Below are 17,715 nucleotides of genomic sequence, written 5' to 3'. Positions count from 1 at the left end.
ACCACAGACCCCGCCCGCGCTCAAGTCAAAGTTGAGCTTATCCGGCTCAACCCTGGAGAACCCTGACCCTTTCCAGGGGCGCCGGGGGCCGTCGCTCCCGTGCGACGTCAGGCGAGGGCGCGCCGCACTGCGGAGAGGCGGGTGGCCGTGATCCGTCGCGAAAGTTCGGCCTCTGGAGCCAACGCCTCTGAGGCGTGATACGCCCCCGGGTAGAGGTGGAACTCGACGAACACCCCCTGCTTCACCATCGCGGCGACCAGCGCGAGGTCCTCGTCGCGGAACGCATCCTCCGTGCCGACGTCCACGAAGACCGGCCCGAAACCGGCCCAGTCGGTCTCGAGGAGGGGCGAGGCGTACCTGTCCGGTTCCGCGCCGCCCAGGAACCATTGCCAGGCCTCGATGTTGGTGCCCCTGTCCCACATTCCCAGTTCGGTGACCGCGTGGCTGGAGGCGGTGGTGTTGGTGGGGTCGAGCATCGGGTAGGCGGCCAACACCAACTGCGGGGAGGGGCGGCCGTCGTCGCGGGCCCGCATCCCCGTCACGAGGGCCAGGTTGCCACCTGCGGAGCCCCCGACGATCGCGACGCGGGACGGGTCGATGCCCAACGCCTCCGCGTTGTCCATCATCCAGGAGAAGCCGGCGTAGGTGTCACGCGACTGGGCGGGATGCGGGTACTCGGGGGCCAACCGGTAGCCGCCGGAGACCAGGACGGCGCCGGCGGCGAGGCTGTAGACGGCGGCCGTGGAGTCCTCCCCCGCCACGGAGCCCATCATCATGCCTCCGCCGTGGATGAAGAAGATGCCAGGCAACGGGCCCGCTGCGTCGGCGGGGCGGTAGACGCGCACAGGCACGTCGGGGTCGCCGTCCAGCCCGGGGACGACGAGGTCCTCACGGCCCACCCTCTGATCGGGACCGCCGGCCGCCTCGATGCCGGCTGCGGCCAGTGCGTCGGAGGCCTCGCGCCTGGCGACCGGGTCTGCGATGGCGTTGACCCCACCGGGGACGAGCCTCATGTGCTGTTCGAGCACCTCTCGGGACTCCGGATCGACCCGGCTGTACTGGTGCGACATGTAACTCCTATTTCCGCAGCTTGACGTCGTTGCCGCCCCAGAAGAGCAGCCCCTTGAGCACCACGGTGCCGTTGGAGCCGTCGCCCTGGGCGTCGGCGTGGATGTCGTTGCCGGCCATGATGGCCACCGACTGGTCGATGACGCGCACGCCCGGCGGCACGTAGACGTCGCACCCGCCCATGATGGCGTTCAACGTCAGCGTCACGATGCGGCCGGGACCCATGGCCTTGGTGAGATCGTAGTTGTTGCCTCCCCAGAAGGCGAGGCAGCCGACGTCGCGGGTACCCGGCTCGACGAGGATGTCGCGGCCACTCATGATGGCGACGGTGAACCCGCCGTCGCCCTGAGCGGTGGCGGGCAGCGCCTCATGGTGCGGCGGGAGGGGCCCCATCTGGTCCTGTTGCAGCATCAGGTCACTGCCCTCCGGGAGGTCCGCGACGAGCGCGGGCAGCTCGTCGGTGAAGACGGCCTTGAGCGCCTTCTCCTGACGCTCCCGCATCTCGTCGAGGTCGAGCCGGCCGGCCTCGTAGGCCCGCTGGATGATGGTGAGGGTGTGATCGCGATCCGCATCCCCTGCGCGCAATCGTTGAACGTCCATGACCACGACCCTAGGCCTTCCCCCTGTCAGAGAGCCGCCAGGCTGATGTTGGAGATCTCGGTGCCGTAGTGCCGACGGATCTCGAGCTTGCGTTCCAGGTCCGAGATCACCGCGATGGCGAAGTTCTCGTCGTACAGCGCGGCGCAGGAGCCCAGGCCGCCGGGGCTGAAGACGTTGACCTCCATGAGCTTGTCGCCCACGATGTCGAGCCCGACGAGGAACATCCCGTCGGCGACGAGCTTGGGGCGCACCACATGCACCATCTCGAGCATTTCATCGGTGACCTTGACGGCCTCCGCCTTGCCCCCGGCCGACATGTTGGAGCGCAGGTCCGACCCGCTCGACCGGCGTCGGAAGGCCGCACACTTGCCGTTCATCATCAGCGGCTTGCCGTTCATCACGAACATCCGCACATCGCCGTTCTTCGCCTCCTCAAGGTACTCCTGGGCCACGACGTAGCCGTCGCGGGAGATCGCCTCGATGATCTGGTTCATGTTGGGGGATTCGTCCGTGTTCACCAGGAAGACGCCGCTGCCACCGGAACCCTGCAACGGCTTCAGCACGGCACGGCCGCCGAGATCCTTCACGAAGTCGACGATCTGGGCCTCGTCACGCGAGATGAGCGTAGTGGGGCGCACCGCCTCCGGGAAGTGCTGGAAGTAGGCCTTCGACAACGCGTTGGCCAGGCTGGTGGGGTCGTTGACCACCAGGACCCCCGTCGAGGCGATGAGCTGCCCGAAGGCGACCCCCGCGTTGTTGGCCCACGCCGAGCCCTGCGCGTCGTCGGCGGGATCCGAGCGGAGCATCACGATGTCGAACTCGCTGAGCGGTAGCCGCTCCTCAGACGTGGGCTTCTGCACGTCCTCGATATAGCGCTCGAGTGAGCGGTAGTTCTTGCCGGCCCCGGCGCGGGCGCGGGCGCTGAGGGAGCCGTCGGCCTCGTAGGCGAAATTGCCCATCCCCATCAGCCACGCCTCGTGACCCATGTTCGTGGCGTGCATGGCCAGCCTGGTGGTGGTGTATTCGGCCTTCTCGGTCATGACGTCGTTGACGACGAATCCGATCTTCATGCTGCAACTCCTTGGATGAGTTCGGTGGGGTCTGTGGTCTGGGCTGCGACGAGGAGCCGCTCACGGCTGCTGGCCTCGTCGAACCAGCGGGGCAGCACGACGGGGGCGCTGAGCACCCCTCGTGCGTTGAGTTCTTCGATGAGAGGGAGGTCCTCCAGGGCGAACTTGCCGAGGAAGAAGGCGCCGAGGTCGCCGCCGGAGCGGAGGTGCCCCAGGATGTCGATGAGGCCGCGCAGGTAGCAGGCGTCCTTCGTCAGCCCGCCGGAGCGGAAGATGCGCATCACGGTGGAGAAAGCGCCTCCGGGGTGGAAGCCGTCGTCGACGAGGCCCTCCCAGCATTCGCGGAACGACGCCCCGCCGAGCATGCGCGACACGGTGAGCACGCGGCCGGCGAGTTGGCGGAGCCTGGACGCGGTCAGTTCCCCGCACGCCACCTCCGCCAGCACGGCCAGGCCCTCCTGGGTCTCGTCGTACCCGGCCAGGCCGGTGCCGAGCACCTGGAGCGGCTGGTGGGACCCGTTGACCTGGGTGACGAGGTGCGTGCCGACCTCGTGCTGGATCAGCGCGTTGGCGCGGTCCGCCGACACGGAAGCCTCCGGCCCGATCAGCAGGAGGTTGCCCGACACCATCACTCCCGTGGAATCCGGCCGGATCTCCGCGTGGATGTCGACGTCGGGTTCGAGCCCCCGGTAGTAGTCGAGTTCCTCGTTGGCCAAGGCCAGGAATTCCTCGGCCGTCAGCCGTTCACCGGACCATGTCGAGGCGTCGATCCGGCTGAGGATCGCCTCGGCCGCCGTGAGCAGGTCCTGGTGGACCCCGCCGAACAGCTCGATGGAGAGGTTGCGGAAGTCCTGCGAGCCGCGGCAGCGCAACATCGACAACTGGAGGTCCAGCTCGCGGTGCTTGTTGCGCAACAGCGCGCCCACCGTCGCGTCCTGCACGCGGGTGACGTCGATGCTGTGCAGCACCGTGTGGAGCACCTCCGGCTCGATGATGTAGTCGCGGTAGGCGAACTCCGGCTCCCGCACGTCGCCGGCGATGAAGGCGTCCTTCACGTCGTTGGCGTCGATGGGCGTGACGTCCAGGATGAACCGGAAGCTGGTGCTCAGCTGCGACAGCTGCAGGTCGATGGCCTGGTCCACCATCGAGAGCGGGTTGTTACTCATCCGCCCTCGCCAGCCATGGCCTGCTCGGGATCCCGGTGCTGCGGGATGTGCCGCTCGGGGATCTCGGCGAGCGCCGCCAGCACCGGGCCCTGCGTCTGTTCGAGGGCTGCGGCGAGCCGTTCGATGTGCTGCTGGTCCGGCTCCCCCGTCCACTCGTCCATGAACGTCTTCTTGAACTCGATGGCCAGCACGCAGCCCACGCCGGGGTAGCGCTCGTGGACGAACCAGGCGAGGTTCTGCCCCTTGAACTTCACGTTCTCGCGGATGTCGAACCCCTGGCCCAGCATCGATTCGCGGAAGGCGCCCGCCACGTCGCCGAACGTCTCGTGGTTGAGCGATCCGGTGCCCAGGTTGACCTCCGGGTTGTCCTCGACCGGCTCGTCGGGGGCGTCCGCGCCGTCGCGGCGATGGTTGTAGGAATGCACGTCGTAGATCACGAACGGGCCGCGCTCAGCGACCACATCCAGGCGCTTCGCCAGGGCGGCGTAGAACGCGTCGTAGCCCGCCAGCGCGATGTCGACGGCGTCTTCGGGGAGCTCGTCGGTGTCCCAGACCTTGAGCCCCCAGCAGTCGTCCGGGGTGCGGTAGACGGCCTTGGTGCGGATCCGGTTGAGGTCCGTCTCGAACCGCGACAGGTGCACGTTGACCCGGGCCGGGATGCGACCGGCGATGAGGTCCGTGAAGGGGTCCTCCTCGCGGAAGCGCACCTCCTCGTCGAGCACCATGGACCTGGCGATCTCTGGGCTCAGGTCATGCCCGGCGTGGATGGAGGTGGCGATCAGTTGACCGGACCAGTCACCGAGGAACTCGAATGGTTGCATGCACCATTCCTACCCGACGACCGGTTCGCGGGGGTGAAAACGTACGGCTATGTGGGCTTTGCCTGGCTACGCGGAACGCTCGATGATGGCGCGCACGGCGACGGCGTCGTTCGGGGCGCTGACGACGCGGCGGGGCAGGTCCTCGATCCCCTCGAAGCGCGCCGGGCGTGACGGCACCACGCCGATCGCCTCGACGATGGTCTCGGCGAACTTCACCGGCAGCGCCGTCTCCAGCACGATGACCGGGCCGTCGACGGGGAGGCTGCCGGCGACCTGCACGGCGTCGGCCGTGTGCGGGTCGATGACCACGCCGTCGGCCCTGAAGACCCGCCGGATCTGGTCGAGCCGGTTCTGGTGCGTGGACGTCCCCGCCACGAACCCGAACCGCTCGATCTGGCCGCGGAACTCCGGGGTGTCGCTCAGGTCGAAGGAGCCGTGGGAGCCCAGTTCGTCGACGAACAACTCCCGCACGCGGGCGGCGTCGCGGCCCAGCAGGTCGAAGACGAAGCGCTCGAAGTTCGAGGCCTTCGAGATGTCCATCGACGGCGAGCTCGTGGCGTGCGTCTCGGCGCCCGCCCGCACGCGGTAGACGCCGGTGCGGAAGAACTCCTCCAGCACGTTGTTCTCGTTGGTGGCCAGGATGAGCCGGTGGATGGGCAGGCCCATCTCGCGGGCGATGTGGCCGGCGGCGATGTTGCCGAAGTTGCCCGACGGCACGGCGAAGCTGACCGGCCCCGCGAGCTTCCCGGGGAGCTGCAGCCAGGCGGCGAAGTAGTAGACGACCTGGGCCAGCAGACGTGCCCAGTTGATGGAGTTCACGGCCCCGATCTTGTGCCGGGCCTTGAAGTCGGCGTCCGCGTTGATGGCCTTGACGATGTCCTGGCAGTCGTCGAACACCCCGTCGACCGCGATGTTGACGATGTCCGGGTCGTCGATGGAGAACATCTGCGCCTGCTGGAACGGCGTCATCCGGCCCTGCGGCGACAGCATGAACACCTTCACGCCGGGCTTGCCGCGGAGCGCGTACATGGCCGAGGACCCGGTGTCGCCGCTGGTGGCGCCCAGGATGGTGATCCTCTCCCCGCGGCGCTCCAACTCGTAGGCGAACAGCTCGCCCAGCAGCTGCATCGCCATGTCCTTGAAGGCGGCGGACGGGCCGTTGCTCAGATGCGCCAACCACAGGCCGTCGCTCAGCTGCGTCAGCGGCACGACGGCGGGGTCGAGGAACTTCGACGGCGCGTAGGCCCGCTCCACGATGCCGCGCAGGTCTTCGGCCGGGATGTCGTCGACGAAAAGCGCGACGATCTCGAACGCGAGCGCCGCGTAGCCCTCCTCCGCCAGCAGCGTGCGCCAGGCATCGAGTTGGGCGACGGAGACCTGCGGATAGCTGTCCGGCAGGTACAACCCGCCGTCGGCGGAGAGACCCTCGAGCAGGATGTCGCTGAACCGCTTGCCGGGCGCGCCCGAGGCATCACGGGTGGAGACGTAGAGCATGGGGTGGAGTCTAGTGTGCGGGTCGCTGCTCGATGGCGGGGATTCCGCGGCGCCACCACCACCACAGCGGCACCCCCACCACCACCATGGCGACATAGGGCGCCATCGCATCCTGCAGCGCGGGCAGCAGCGCGAACGCGGCCACCACCACCAGCCAGACGCGGTCCGTCAGCGGCGACCGCGGGCAGAAGACATACAGCGGCAGCAGCCACGTGAGGTACCACGGCTGCAGCGCGGGCGCGCACACCATGAAGGCCACCAGCACGGCGACGGCGAAGAGCCAGGGCCGGTCCCCCGCCGCCCGCCCCTTCGGGCCCCACTTCACCCACAGGAGCACCACGACCACCGCGATCAGCAGGGTGGAGAGCAGATTGATGACGCCGTCGGAGACCCCCTCCGGGAAGATCTCGTGGTAGCGCGCGAAGGACGCCACCCATGACAGCGGGGCGTTGCTGGTGGCGCCGATGGGCTGGCCCGCCGTCGGGTTACGCCAGCCGAGGCCCCAGTGGAGCGAGGTGGCCAGGAACGTCAGCACGGTCACCGCTCCCGGCACGACGGCCACCCACGCCAGGCCCCACCACGAGGACCGGGCGGGCCGACGGAGGCTCCAGGCGACGGCCACCACACCGAGCCCGTACAGCGCGGCCGACTGCTTGATGCCCATCGCGACGCCCAGCAGCAGGCCGGCGACGACGAGCCCGCGCCAGCCGCGCCAGCCCAGGTCGGTGACCGCCAGGAACGCCGCCACGCCGAGCGCCACCATCAGGGCGTCGTTGTGCGCGCCGCCGATCCACTGCACGAGGATCACGGGGTTGAGCAGCCCCGCCCACAGCGCCAGGCCCGGGTCGACGCCGAAGCGCCGCGCCAGCCGCGGCAGCACCCACGCGAGGATCGCCAGCGCGAGCACGCTCTGGATCCGCATCGCCATCGGGGTGGCGAGGATGTCGCCGGCGGTCAGCCGGGAGACGAGGCCGAACAGGTCGAGTTGCAACGAGGGGTAAACCGACGTGGTGGTGTGCCAGTGGGTGCCCACGAGCAGGCCCGGCTGCCCCGCATCGCCGATGGCCGTCTCGTACGGGTTGATGCCGCGGGCCACCTGCCAACCGGTGGCCGCGTACGCGTAGGCATCACGGGAGTGGAGCGGCAGCGACACCAGCATGGGCAGCGACCATAGGGCCGCCGTCGTCAGCGGGCGGTGCCAGCGGGGGCCCAACTGCCACCAGGCGAGCAGCAGCGCGCAATGGCCGGTGAAGGAGACGATCACGCGCCACCAGGAGGCGGGGCCCTCGAGCAGCCCGGGGGCGTCGACGAACGCGGCACCGACGATGACGAGCACCGCCGAGAACCCGATCGTCACCCACAGCCAGTTACGCACCGCGCCAGACTAGTGGAATCGATACGGGATATTTTCGCCACGACTATGTTGCGGATTACTCTGGGCACATGCATCGTGTCGTCATCATCGGGTCCGGCTTCGGCGGGCTGTTCGCGGCCAAGGCCCTGAAGCACGCGGACGTGGACATCACCCTCCTCGCCAAGACCAACACGCACCTCTTCCAGCCCCTGCTCTACCAGGTGGCCACCGGCGTGCTCAGCGAGGGCGAGATCGCACCCCCCACCCGCGAGATCCTGCGCCGGCAGAAGAACGTGAAGGTGCTGCTGGGGCTGGTGGAGGACATCGACCTGACCGGGCGCACGGTGAAGTGGCGCTACCACAACCGGCACCAGGAGACGCCCTACGACACCCTGATCGTGGCTGCGGGCGCGGGCCAGAGCTACTTCGGCAACGACCACTTCCGCACGTTCGCGCCGGGCATGAAGACGATCGACGACGCGCTGGAGCTGCGGGCCCGCATCCTGAAGTCGTTCGAGGTGGCCGAGTTCACTACCGATCCCGACGAGCGGCGCCGGCTCCTGACGTTCGCGGTGGTGGGCGCCGGCCCCACCGGCGTCGAGATGGCGGGCCAGATCCGCGAGCTGGCGGATTCCACGCTGCGCAACGAGTTCCGCTCCTTCAATCCGTCCGACGCCCGCGTCGTACTCCTCGACGGCGCCGACCAGGTGCTGCCGCCGTTCGGCCCCAGGCTGGGTCGCAACGCGCAGGAGACGCTGGAGGGCATGGGCGTCGAGGTGCAGTTGGGTGCCATCGTCACGGACCTGGACGACGACGGCCTGACCTTCCGCCGCAAGGACGGCAGCACCGAGCGCATCGAGGCGGGCTGCAAGGTGTGGGCCGCCGGCGTGCAGGGCAGCGAGCTGGGCGCGACCCTCGCCGAGCAGTCCGACGCCCAACTGGACCGCTCGGGCCGCGTCGTCGTCGACGAGAACCTGAACCTCCCCGGGCACCCCGAGGTATTCGTCATCGGTGACATGGCGTCGATGCCGGGAGTGCCGGGTGTCGCCCAGGGCGCCATCCAGGGCGCGAAGCACGCGGCGAAGACGATCCGGGCCACCGTCGAGAACTCCCGTGAGCCCGGCGCGTTCAGGTACCGCGACAAGGGGTCCATGGCCACCATCTCCAAGTTCGCCGCCGTCACGCAGATCGGCAAGATCCAGCTGACCGGTTTCATCGCGTGGCTCGCGTGGCTGTTCCTGCACCTCCTCTACATCGCGGGGTTCAAGCAGCGCATCACCACGCTGCTGAGCTGGTTCATCACGTTCGTGACGAACGGCCGCTCACAGCGGGTGGTCACCAACCAGCAAATGGTGGCGCGCCTCGCGTTGGAGCGTCTCGGCGCCGGTTCTTCTGGCAAGCTGATCCACGGTGAGGAGCTCACCGAGGACTAGGAGCTGCGATGGACGCCTTCCTGAAGGTAGTGCGTGACCTCGCGCTGCTCGTGGCCAGGATCGTGCTGGGCGTGACGCTGATGGCGCACGGCTGGTACCGCTGGAACATCACGGGCCTCGAGGACCAGACCAACATCCTGGAAGGTGTGGGTCTGCCCAGTGCGGAGGGCCTCGTCATCGCGACGATCGCCTTCGAACTCATCGGGGGTGCCCTCCTCATCTTCGGGCTGGCCACGCCGCTCATCGGCCTCGGCATGATCGTCCAGAACGGCGCGGTCATGCTCACGACGCGGCTCGACGCCGGCTTCTACCAGCACGACCGCGGCTGGGAGTACAACGCCGTCCTGGCCACCTTCGGCCTGATCTTCCTGGCCTTCGGCTCCGGCCGCGCCGGCCTGGATTACCTGTTCCTGCGGCCGCGCGACGACGCCGGGGAGCGCTTGATCGAACCGGACCCCCGCGACCGGCCGGCCTCCTACCCGGTGCCGGACGAACCGGCGGCGGGCTCTCACAGGTATCCCACAGAAACCTCATAGCATTCACCCACCCGGCAGTGGGAGAGTGGACCCATGGCCCATGCTGACACCCTGACCCGCCCGGACGGCACGCCCATCCGCGTGCTCACCGTCGACGACGAACCCAGCCTCATCGAGCTGCTGTCGATGGCCATGAGGTACGAGGGGTGGGACGTCTACACGGCGACCTCCGGCACGGAGGCCGTCAAGGTGGCCCGCGAGGCGCAGCCCGACGCCCTGGTGCTCGACATGATGCTGCCGGATTTCGACGGGCTGGAGGTGATGCGCCGCATCCGCACCGAGGACCCGGACGTGCCGGTGATCTTCCTCACCGCGAAGGACGGCGTCACGGACCGCATCGCGGGGCTGACCGCGGGCGGCGACGACTACGTCACCAAGCCCTTCTCGCTCGAGGAGGTCATCGCGCGGCTGCGCGGGCTGCTGCGCCGCTCCGGTGCCACGTCGATCCGCCCCGACACGCAGATCATCGTCGGCGACCTGATCCTCGACGAGGACTCCCACGAGGTGACCCGCGCCGGCGAACACATCAACCTCACCGCAACCGAGTTCGAACTGCTGCGCTTCCTGATGCGCAACCCCAAGCGGGTGCTGTCGAAGGCGCAGATCCTGGACAGGGTGTGGAACTACGACTTCGGCGGCCAGGCCAACGTCGTGGAGCTGTACATCTCCTACCTGCGCAAGAAGATCGACGCGAACCGCGACCCCATGATCCACACCATGCGCGGCGCGGGCTACGTGCTGCGGCCGGCGGCCGGATGAGCCCTCAGCGACGCGGTTCCCTCGCCGCCCAGATCCAGCCCCGCGTCGTCATCACCGTCGCGGTGCTGGCGCTCGTGGTCAGCATGGTCACCGTCTTCGCGGCCGCCACCATCCTGTACCGCCAACTCGACACGGAGCTGGACGGCGCACAGGTGCGGCAGGGCCGCGGGCCGGGCTGGAGCAGCGGCGACCGCGTGCCCGGCATCGAGACGCCCGGCATGAGGGTGGGCACCGTGATCGCCCTGGAGCTGCCCGACGGCAGCGCCGTGGGCAGCGTCATCGAGGACGGCGAGGTGGACTCCGTGACCACGGCCGCCATGATCCGCCTCGTCGAACTGCCGGCCGACGGCGAGAAGCGCTCCGTGATGCTGCCCGGGATGGGCAAGTACCGCGTCGAGGCGCGGGAGACGCGGCTGGGCAAGGTGTCGGTGGGGCTGCCCACCGGCGACATCGACCGCTCCCTGCTGTGGCTGACGCTGTTCGCGGCGGGCATCTCGTTGTCGGCCGTCGCCGTCACGGCGTTGGTCACGCGCGAGGTGCTGGGCCGCGCCACCCGGCCGCTGACCGCGCTCACGAACACGGCAGACCAGGTAAGCCACCTGCAGTTGGAACGGGGACGCGTCGAGGTACCGAGGGTCTCGGTGGGCGCGCTGCCGGAGAACAACGAGGTCACCCGCCTGGCCACCGCCTTCAACGACATGCTGGACCGGATCGAGGGCGCGCTGGCCGCGCGCGAAGCGTCCGAGGTGAAGCTGCGCCGGTTCGTCGCCGACGCGTCGCACGAGCTGCGCAACCCCCTGGCCGCGATCCGGGGCTACAGCGAGTTGGCGGAGCGCGCACCCGAGGGCGAGAAGTCCTTCGCGCTGCAGCGCATCGACTCCGAATCCCGACGCATGACCAAGCTGGTCAACGACCTGCTGCTGCTGGCCCGGCTCGATGCCGACACGCAGGTGGAGGCGAGGCCCGTCGACGCCGTCGAGGTGGTGGTCAACGCGGTCAGCGACGCGCAGGCCGCGAGCCGCGACCACCAGTGGCAACTGATCCTGCCGGAGCCGGAGGTCATGGTGCTGGCCGACGCGGACCAGCTGCACCAGGTGATGATCAATCTGCTGAGCAACGCCCGGACGCACACGCCGCCCGGCACCATCGTGCGCACGTGCGTGCGGCGGCATGGGGACCGCGCGGTCATCGAGGTCGCCGACAACGGTCCCGGTATCCCGCCCGACACCCTCCCCCGCGTCTTCGAGCGGTTCACGAAGGCCGACGATGCGCGCACCCACTCCACCGTTCCGTCCACGGGGCTGGGGCTGGCGATCGTGCGTGCCATCGCCGAGGGCTTCGGCGGGTCGGCGATGGTGTCGAGCAGGCCCGGCAGGACGGCGTTCACCGTGACGCTGCCGCTGGCCCCCGTCGACTGATCGACGGGCGGCTCCAGCCCGCCACTTCGACGACCCCGCAGTGAACGACACCCGTGCGCAGGCGCGAGCCAGTGACGCATCCTTCGGTGGGCTGGGGTCTCCCGTTGGACGTCGAGGCGCTGGATGCTTCCGCTGGGCAAGGCAGCAATGCCGGAGCTGGGCACGGGCCAGGCGCCAGGGCGGACTTCAGGTCACGCAAGTGCTGGGTTTGAACCCGTCCTTGGAATCAAACCCAGCATTGAACACTTCCGCCCCGCTTCAGTGCTGGAAGTGGCGCCGTCCTCGGGCACAAACCCAGCAGTGAAGCGAAGCTCAGGCCGCCGGACGACGCTGGGCACCACCCAGCTGACGCGTTGGCTGCCTTCGCCCACGGGGAGCCCCAGCGGCCGAGAGCCGACGCGCTGACGCGAAGAACCCCCGGGCTTCCAAGCGTGTTGCCTGGGAGCCCGGGGGTTCCGTTTCAGCTACTGGGCTGACCGACTGAGCCGGACGGGGAAGCCCGGCTCAGGTGAGGGTCAGCCTCGCTTCTCGGGTCCTCCGAACATCACGATGTTGTTGAAGACCCACTCGTTGCTCTGCGAGAAGGTGTAGCCACCCGCAGGCTTCGCCGTGGCCGCGTACACCGTCGTCATCGTGTAGGAGCGGCACGCGCCCCGACCGGTGGCGGCGGTGTCGCATTCGGTCTTCCACTGACGACCAGCCGACGTGAACGTGCCGGCCTGGCCGAGCGGGTTGCCCTTCCACGCCGCCCGGGTCATGTACGGCAGGTAGGTCAGGTTGTTGAACGCCCAGCCCGACTCGCGGACGAACTTCCCGTCCTCGACCTTGACCACGGTGGCCCAGATCTCCGTGCGGCACCGCTCCGTCTGCGAGTACGCCTCACACTGCGTGAACCACTGACGACCGTTGAACTCGTGCTTCCCCGGCAGGGTGTAGGGCACCGTCGGGACGTACTTGTCCGAGGCCGGCGTGGTCGTCGGCTTGCCCGAAGGCGTGACCGTCGGCTTCACCGACGGCTTGACCGAAGGCGACACCGAGGGGCTCGGCGACACCGACGGGCTCGGCGACACCGTGGGTCCGGCCTTCTTCGCCACCACGAGGGTGAACGTCGAGTCCGTCTTGTTGCCCTTGGCGTCGGTGACAGTCACCGTGACGCTGAACGTGCCGTCCGCCGTCGGGGTGCCGGCGATGACGCCGGTGTCGGCGTTGATGGTCACGCCGGCCGGCAGGCCGGTGGCGGCGTAGGTCAGCGGGGTCGACGCGTCGGTCGCCGTGACGGCGATGCTCAGCGCCTTGCCCACCTGGGCGTCGGCCGGAGCGGTGATGGTGTCCACCACCGGGCCGGTGACGTCCTCGACCGTGTTGCACGTGACGCGGGCCTCTGCCCAGTCGGCGTGGTCGTTGCCGTTGCCGTCGGCCGTGGTCTCAGCCTTGAGCGTCAACTCCTGCACGCCGGTGATGTCGAGGTCCTTGATCTCGACGACGGCGCTGTCGTGGCGGAGGGTTTCCGACCGGAACAGTTCCTCGCCATCACCGATCACCACGAACTGCACAGTGCCGCGCCCGGTCTGCACATCGTCGATGCCGATGAAGGAGCTGAACGCCTGGCACTCACCCTCGAGGTTGAAGGTGACGCTCGCCGGAGCGTGCATGCCGATGCCCTTCGGGTAGGTGACGCCGTCGATCTTCAACGGACCGCCGTCGCCGCCGCCCTGTTCGCCGTTGGACAGATCCCATTCCATGGGCCCCCAACCGTTGGTCGGGGTTCCGACGATGCGCTCACGCATGTCGGAGAGGTAGACCTGGCCGCCGGGAAGCGGGGGGATGACAGTGACGTTCGCAGAGCGTTCGACGATGGCCGTCTCCCCGCCCTGAGTCATCGATCCACGGAACTGCAGGACGGCGTCCTCGACACCCTCCGGCAACAGCACCTTCCACACCTGGGTCGAGGTTGCGCCCTCGGCCAGCTCGGTCGCGCCCGGGGTGGCCACGGTCGTGGTCCATCCCTCGGGAGCAGTCAGCTCGTGCTTGACCTCGGTGCCCGCGCCGAGCACCGACACCACGTTGGTGGTGACGGTGAGCTCGCGACCCGCCTGAGCGGTTCCGGTGACGGACATGGAGCCTTCGATGCAGGCGCCCGACTCAGCCTCGCCCAGATGCTCGACGCGCAGGTCGTCGATCGTCATGTTGTGCTGGGTGTTGGCCCCGGCCAGCTTGTCGATCGCGATGAACGCGTTGGCACCGCATGCGGTGTCGAGCTCGGCCGAGTACGTGGTGGTGACACGCTGCTGGCCCAGGACGGCCGACACGGTGTTGATGGTGCGAACACCTGTGGCGGTCACCACGTCGCTTCCGATGCGGACGCGGTACTGGTCGGCATAGGTGGTCTGGTAGTCGAACGACACGCGGTAACGCTGGCCTGCCTCGAACGGGATCGCGCCGGGAGCGGTCTTGAGGATCTCGCCGGTGTTCTCGTTGTTGGCCATCAACGACCAGTCGCCACGCAGCACGTTGTCGTTGAGCTTGCCGCCCTCGACCACGTTGTTCGTGCTGTCGACGCCCCACCAACCCTTCTGCGAGTACGGAGCGTGCAGACGGGCGAGCTGGGTGCGTGCGTCGCCACCGCGGTTGGTGGCGCCGGTCACGAACGGGTAGTAGCCCGTGTCGATGTTCTCGAAGTCCTCGAAGAACACCGTGTCAGGGCGCTCCAAGCTGTCCGGGTCAACCGGTGCCAGGAACTCCACCACGCGCAGGTCGTCGATCAGGATGCGGGCATCCCCGTCGCCGGCCTTGAACGCCAGGGTGACGTCACCACCGGCGGTGGTGAAGGTGACACGGTGACGCTGGTGATAGAAGTCACGCTTCTGATCCGAGGCCGTGGAGTTGCGCACGGTGGAGGCAGAGATGGTGTTGACGACGTTTCCGTCGCCGTCCGTCTCGGCGTAACCCGCCGCGGTGACTCCGGTACCGGAGGCTTCAATCGTGAGATCCCGGGTCTTGAGCGGGTCGATCTCCACCGAGGCCCACGCGGAGTAGGTGCCCGCAGGGAGGTTCAGGGTCTGCGAGAGCGAAGCTTCGCCGGCGCCGATCCGGGCCTCGTAGTTGCGGCGCGCGTTGCGCTCGACGGCGACGTTGCCGGTCGTCTCATAGGCGTCGAGGGTGCCGGAGAAGAAGCCCGGATCCTCGATGTTGCTGCCCTCGCCCCAGTTGGGGTCCTGGACCTGCGGAACGGTGGTCGTCGGGTAGAGCACGTAGGCGGTGTTGGCCTCTGCCGTCAGCGAGATCTTGCCGTTGACCACGGGGACGTCGGCGAGCGCCTCACGGCCCGTGTCGGTCAGCTTGAACAACTTCAGCGACGTCTGGCCCGCGAACGCGTCGGTCAGGGTCCACTGCGTGGTGCCGCCGCCGATCTTGTAGTGGTACAGACGGTTCTCGCCGCCGTTCTGCCAGGGCAGCAGGTAGCCGCCGTCGGCGAAGACGGTGGCGCCGTCGAACGTGATCTCACGGTTCGTCGGGACCGTGCTGCCGGGGATGGTCGTGAGCGGCGAGGTGGCCACGGTGCCGTTGGCGAACGCGATCCGGTTGGTCTCCCACTTCACGATCGGCGACTGCTGGAGGAACTTGGCGGGCAGGTTGCGCTCCCAGACGTTGCGGAGGAACGCGTTGTGGTTGTTGCCGCCGCTCCAACCCTCGAATTCGACGACGTTGCTGTTCGACAGGATCGGGTGCGGGTTCCAGGTGTCACGCTCGTGGTTGAAGGTGAAGCGCATCACGGTGGAGTTGAGGCCCTTGTTCTCCGCGCCTCCGTAGTTCTCGTCCTGGGACCAGTGCGACCACAGGGTCTGGTTCGGGAAGCGGTCCGACCACTCGGACGAGAGCTCCCAGCCCATGTCCGCGAGCTCGGAGGCGAAGCGCTCCATCTCCCAGCCGTAGGGGTAGTAGACGTCGACGTAGAGCCACGTGAGGTTGGCCGGCTTCTCGTCGTAGAAGTCCTGGAAGCGGTCCAGCACTGCACCGGTGGCGAGGTCCTTGGGGCCGTCGATGTAGTACGACTGGTTCATCCAGCCCCAGGCCTTCTTCGGCGGCATCTGCAGGAGGTCCTCCGAGAACGAGTAGGCCTCGGAGTAGCTCTCGGTGGCGTTGACGTGCACGCCGAACTTCGCGTTGTAGTCGGCGCCGGTCTCGGTCAGCGTCTCGAGGTCGTCGAAGCCGCCGGCCCGCTGGTTGTAGTGACCGGCATAGTCGGGGTGGGCAGCGTCATGGCCCTCGGACTGGTAGCCCTTCAGCAGCACGCGCTGGCCGAGGTTGTCGGTCTCGAGCGAGATGCGCTTGGTGTCGTCGAGCGTGCGGAGGAACGGGTGCGTCGCCTGCGAAACGATGTTGAAGGGGATCCGCGCGACGACCTCGTTCTTGACGTTGTCGGCGCCCAGCGGCGACTCGACGATCTCGCGATGGGCGATCGCGCCGTCCTGCCAGTCGATCACGGAGTCGGCGTTGCGGTCGCGCGTCAGCTTGACGGTGACGTACGGGTCGGCGTCTCGGCCGATCACGCCCTCGTGCTGCTCGACGGGCTCGCTGAGCCAGGTCCACGTGCCCGACCAGACGGCGCCGTGCTTGACGCCGTCGACCGTGGTGATCTGGCGCTGCAGGCGGTTGTTGCCGACCGCAACACGGCCCGCGGTGGACGCCGGGCCGCGGTTGTCCTCGGTGGCGTTCGAGTCGAGGGTGGCGGCGACGCTGGAGTTGTTGGCGATGGCCATCCAGGAGCCCTGGATCGCGCCGGCGGGGGTGGTGGCCAGTGGCTCGAACCTGTCACCCGAGACGTTGCGGTTGACGCCGATCAGGCCGGCGGTCAACTGCGCGCCGTTGCCGGTGACGGTGACGAGGTTGTGGTTGGGGATGCGCACCCGGTTGACGGCCTCGTCGGGGTCGACGATGTCGGTGAGCGTGAACCGCAGGGCCTCGTCGGCCACCTCGATGCGGGCGGTCATGGACACGCCGGTCAGGTTCGGGAAGGTGAGCGCGTAGCTCGCCGAGCGGCCGTCGGCGGCGCGCACCGGATCTGCCACGGTGACGGGCTGCTCAACCTCGTTGACGAGGATGGTGGTCAGCGCGGCGCCGATGCGGCCGGCCAACTGGTCATCCCCGAGGCGGTAGTCGACCACCTGCGGGAAGTCCGGGTGCAGCCGCACCTTGAGGTCGCCGTCGACCAGCTCGGTGGCGCCCTCGGGGATCACGATGTCGGTGACCGGGGGGACGGTGGGGTCGGTGGGAGTGGGGCTGACGGTCGGGCCGTCGCCGATGGCGGTATCGGCGTTGAACTCCGCCAGCGATCCGACGTTCTCGGTGCGGGACGTCTCTTCGCCGGCGACGTGGCCACCCCAGGTGGAGAGGTAGACGACCTTGACGCAGGTGGCGTCCACCGGCGGGAACGTGATCTCGCGCTCGATCTTGTTGTTGACGACGAGGCCGTCGAAGTTGCCCTGGGCCCGCTTGACGAAGTCGCTCGTGTCGGCGGTGCAGGCGCTGGCCGAGGTCCAGAGTTCGTACCCGTTGACGCGGCCGGAGCCGTTGGACGACTGGCGCGGCGTCAGGCGCACGCGGCCCAGCTGCACCGGGGTGTCGGCGACCTTGACGGTGAGGTGGTGCGGCGGCGGGACAAGGGTGCCCGACCACTGGGTGTGCCAGTACGTCTCCAGGTTGCCGTCGAGCACCAGTTCGGCGGCACCGTTGGCGCCCTCGCCGCCGACCTCGACGGAATTGACGTCGACCACCGTCATCTGGCTCTGCGGAATGGCTGTGTATTCGTACGCTGCGGTAGCGGATTGGGGGAATACCAACCCCCCGAACGCCAACGCCCCGGCGGCAATGCCTGCCACCACGTGTCGTGTTGTCACTGTGGACATCCGAGTCCCTTCTCATTGGCGGGCGCTTCGATGTGCCCACACCTCCCCGCGACCATAACCGTCGCCCCTTGTCGCGGGCACGTCGAGACG

General features: G+C 68.5%; 12 protein-coding genes. 4 read left to right on the top strand and 8 right to left on the bottom strand.

The window, feature by feature from the left end:
* Positions 1 to 107: 107 nt before the first annotated feature.
* The 7 genes from ACZK4S_RS10915 to mptB form a co-directional block, all read right to left on the bottom strand.
* Positions 108 to 1,070 carry an alpha/beta hydrolase gene (locus tag ACZK4S_RS10915; RefSeq protein WP_463644269.1) on the bottom strand — a complete coding sequence of 321 codons (963 nt, stop codon included), beginning with the start codon at positions 1,068 to 1,070 and terminating at the stop codon, positions 108 to 110.
* A gap of 7 nt (positions 1,071 to 1,077) precedes the next feature.
* Positions 1,078 to 1,668 (bottom strand): DUF1707 SHOCT-like domain-containing protein, encoded by a 591-nt coding sequence (locus ACZK4S_RS10910; protein WP_463644268.1) that lies wholly within the window; start codon positions 1,666 to 1,668, stop codon positions 1,078 to 1,080.
* A gap of 26 nt (positions 1,669 to 1,694) precedes the next feature.
* Positions 1,695 to 2,738 (bottom strand): glutathione synthetase, encoded by a 1,044-nt coding sequence (locus ACZK4S_RS10905; RefSeq protein ID WP_463644267.1) that lies wholly within the window; start codon positions 2,736 to 2,738, stop codon positions 1,695 to 1,697.
* On the bottom strand, positions 2,735 to 3,904 hold the full coding sequence (locus ACZK4S_RS10900; protein ID WP_463644266.1) for a peptidase MATCAP family protein: 1,170 nt from the start codon (positions 3,902 to 3,904) through the stop codon (positions 2,735 to 2,737). Before ACZK4S_RS10900 ends, ACZK4S_RS10905 begins: the two co-directional genes overlap by 4 nt.
* Positions 3,901 to 4,725, bottom strand: coding sequence for an N-formylglutamate amidohydrolase (locus ACZK4S_RS10895; protein ID WP_463644265.1), 825 nt, complete (start codon positions 4,723 to 4,725; stop codon positions 3,901 to 3,903). Before ACZK4S_RS10895 ends, ACZK4S_RS10900 begins: the two co-directional genes overlap by 4 nt.
* A 66-nt stretch (positions 4,726 to 4,791) precedes the next feature.
* Positions 4,792 to 6,219 (bottom strand): threonine synthase, encoded by a 1,428-nt coding sequence (thrC, locus tag ACZK4S_RS10890; RefSeq protein WP_463644264.1) that lies wholly within the window; start codon positions 6,217 to 6,219, stop codon positions 4,792 to 4,794.
* A 10-nt stretch (positions 6,220 to 6,229) separates the two neighbouring features.
* Positions 6,230 to 7,594 (bottom strand): polyprenol phosphomannose-dependent alpha 1,6 mannosyltransferase MptB, encoded by a 1,365-nt coding sequence (mptB, locus tag ACZK4S_RS10885; protein ID WP_463644263.1) that lies wholly within the window; start codon positions 7,592 to 7,594, stop codon positions 6,230 to 6,232.
* Between the two features lie 68 nt (positions 7,595 to 7,662).
* Between mptB and ACZK4S_RS10880 the strand changes: the two genes are divergently transcribed.
* Genes ACZK4S_RS10880 through ACZK4S_RS10865 form a run of 4 tightly spaced genes read left to right on the top strand, consistent with a single transcriptional unit; the run spans position 7,663 to position 11,719 of the window.
* Positions 7,663 to 9,006: an NAD(P)/FAD-dependent oxidoreductase gene (locus ACZK4S_RS10880; RefSeq protein WP_463644262.1), complete on the top strand. Its 1,344-nt coding sequence runs from the start codon at positions 7,663 to 7,665 to the stop codon at positions 9,004 to 9,006.
* Positions 9,007 to 9,014: 8 nt separating this feature from the next.
* Positions 9,015 to 9,542: a DoxX family protein gene (locus ACZK4S_RS10875; protein WP_463644261.1), complete on the top strand. Its 528-nt coding sequence runs from the start codon at positions 9,015 to 9,017 to the stop codon at positions 9,540 to 9,542.
* A gap of 33 nt (positions 9,543 to 9,575) precedes the next feature.
* Positions 9,576 to 10,301, top strand: coding sequence for a response regulator transcription factor (locus ACZK4S_RS10870; RefSeq protein ID WP_076063093.1), 726 nt, complete (start codon positions 9,576 to 9,578; stop codon positions 10,299 to 10,301).
* Positions 10,298 to 11,719: a sensor histidine kinase gene (locus ACZK4S_RS10865; RefSeq protein ID WP_463644260.1), complete on the top strand. Its 1,422-nt coding sequence runs from the start codon at positions 10,298 to 10,300 to the stop codon at positions 11,717 to 11,719. The genes ACZK4S_RS10870 and ACZK4S_RS10865 overlap by 4 nt, the downstream gene beginning before the upstream one ends.
* 515 nt (positions 11,720 to 12,234) lie before the next feature.
* On the opposite strand, the gene ACZK4S_RS10860 is transcribed toward ACZK4S_RS10865, so the two are convergent.
* Complete coding sequence (locus ACZK4S_RS10860) at positions 12,235 to 17,625, bottom strand: endo-alpha-N-acetylgalactosaminidase family protein (protein ID WP_463644259.1); 5,391 nt, start codon at positions 17,623 to 17,625, stop codon at positions 12,235 to 12,237.
* Positions 17,626 to 17,715 lie beyond the last annotated feature (90 nt).

The organism is Tessaracoccus zhenghani (assembly GCF_055326325.1).
Note: the sequence above shows the minus strand (reverse complement) of the source record. Positions and strands in the feature narration are given on the sequence as shown.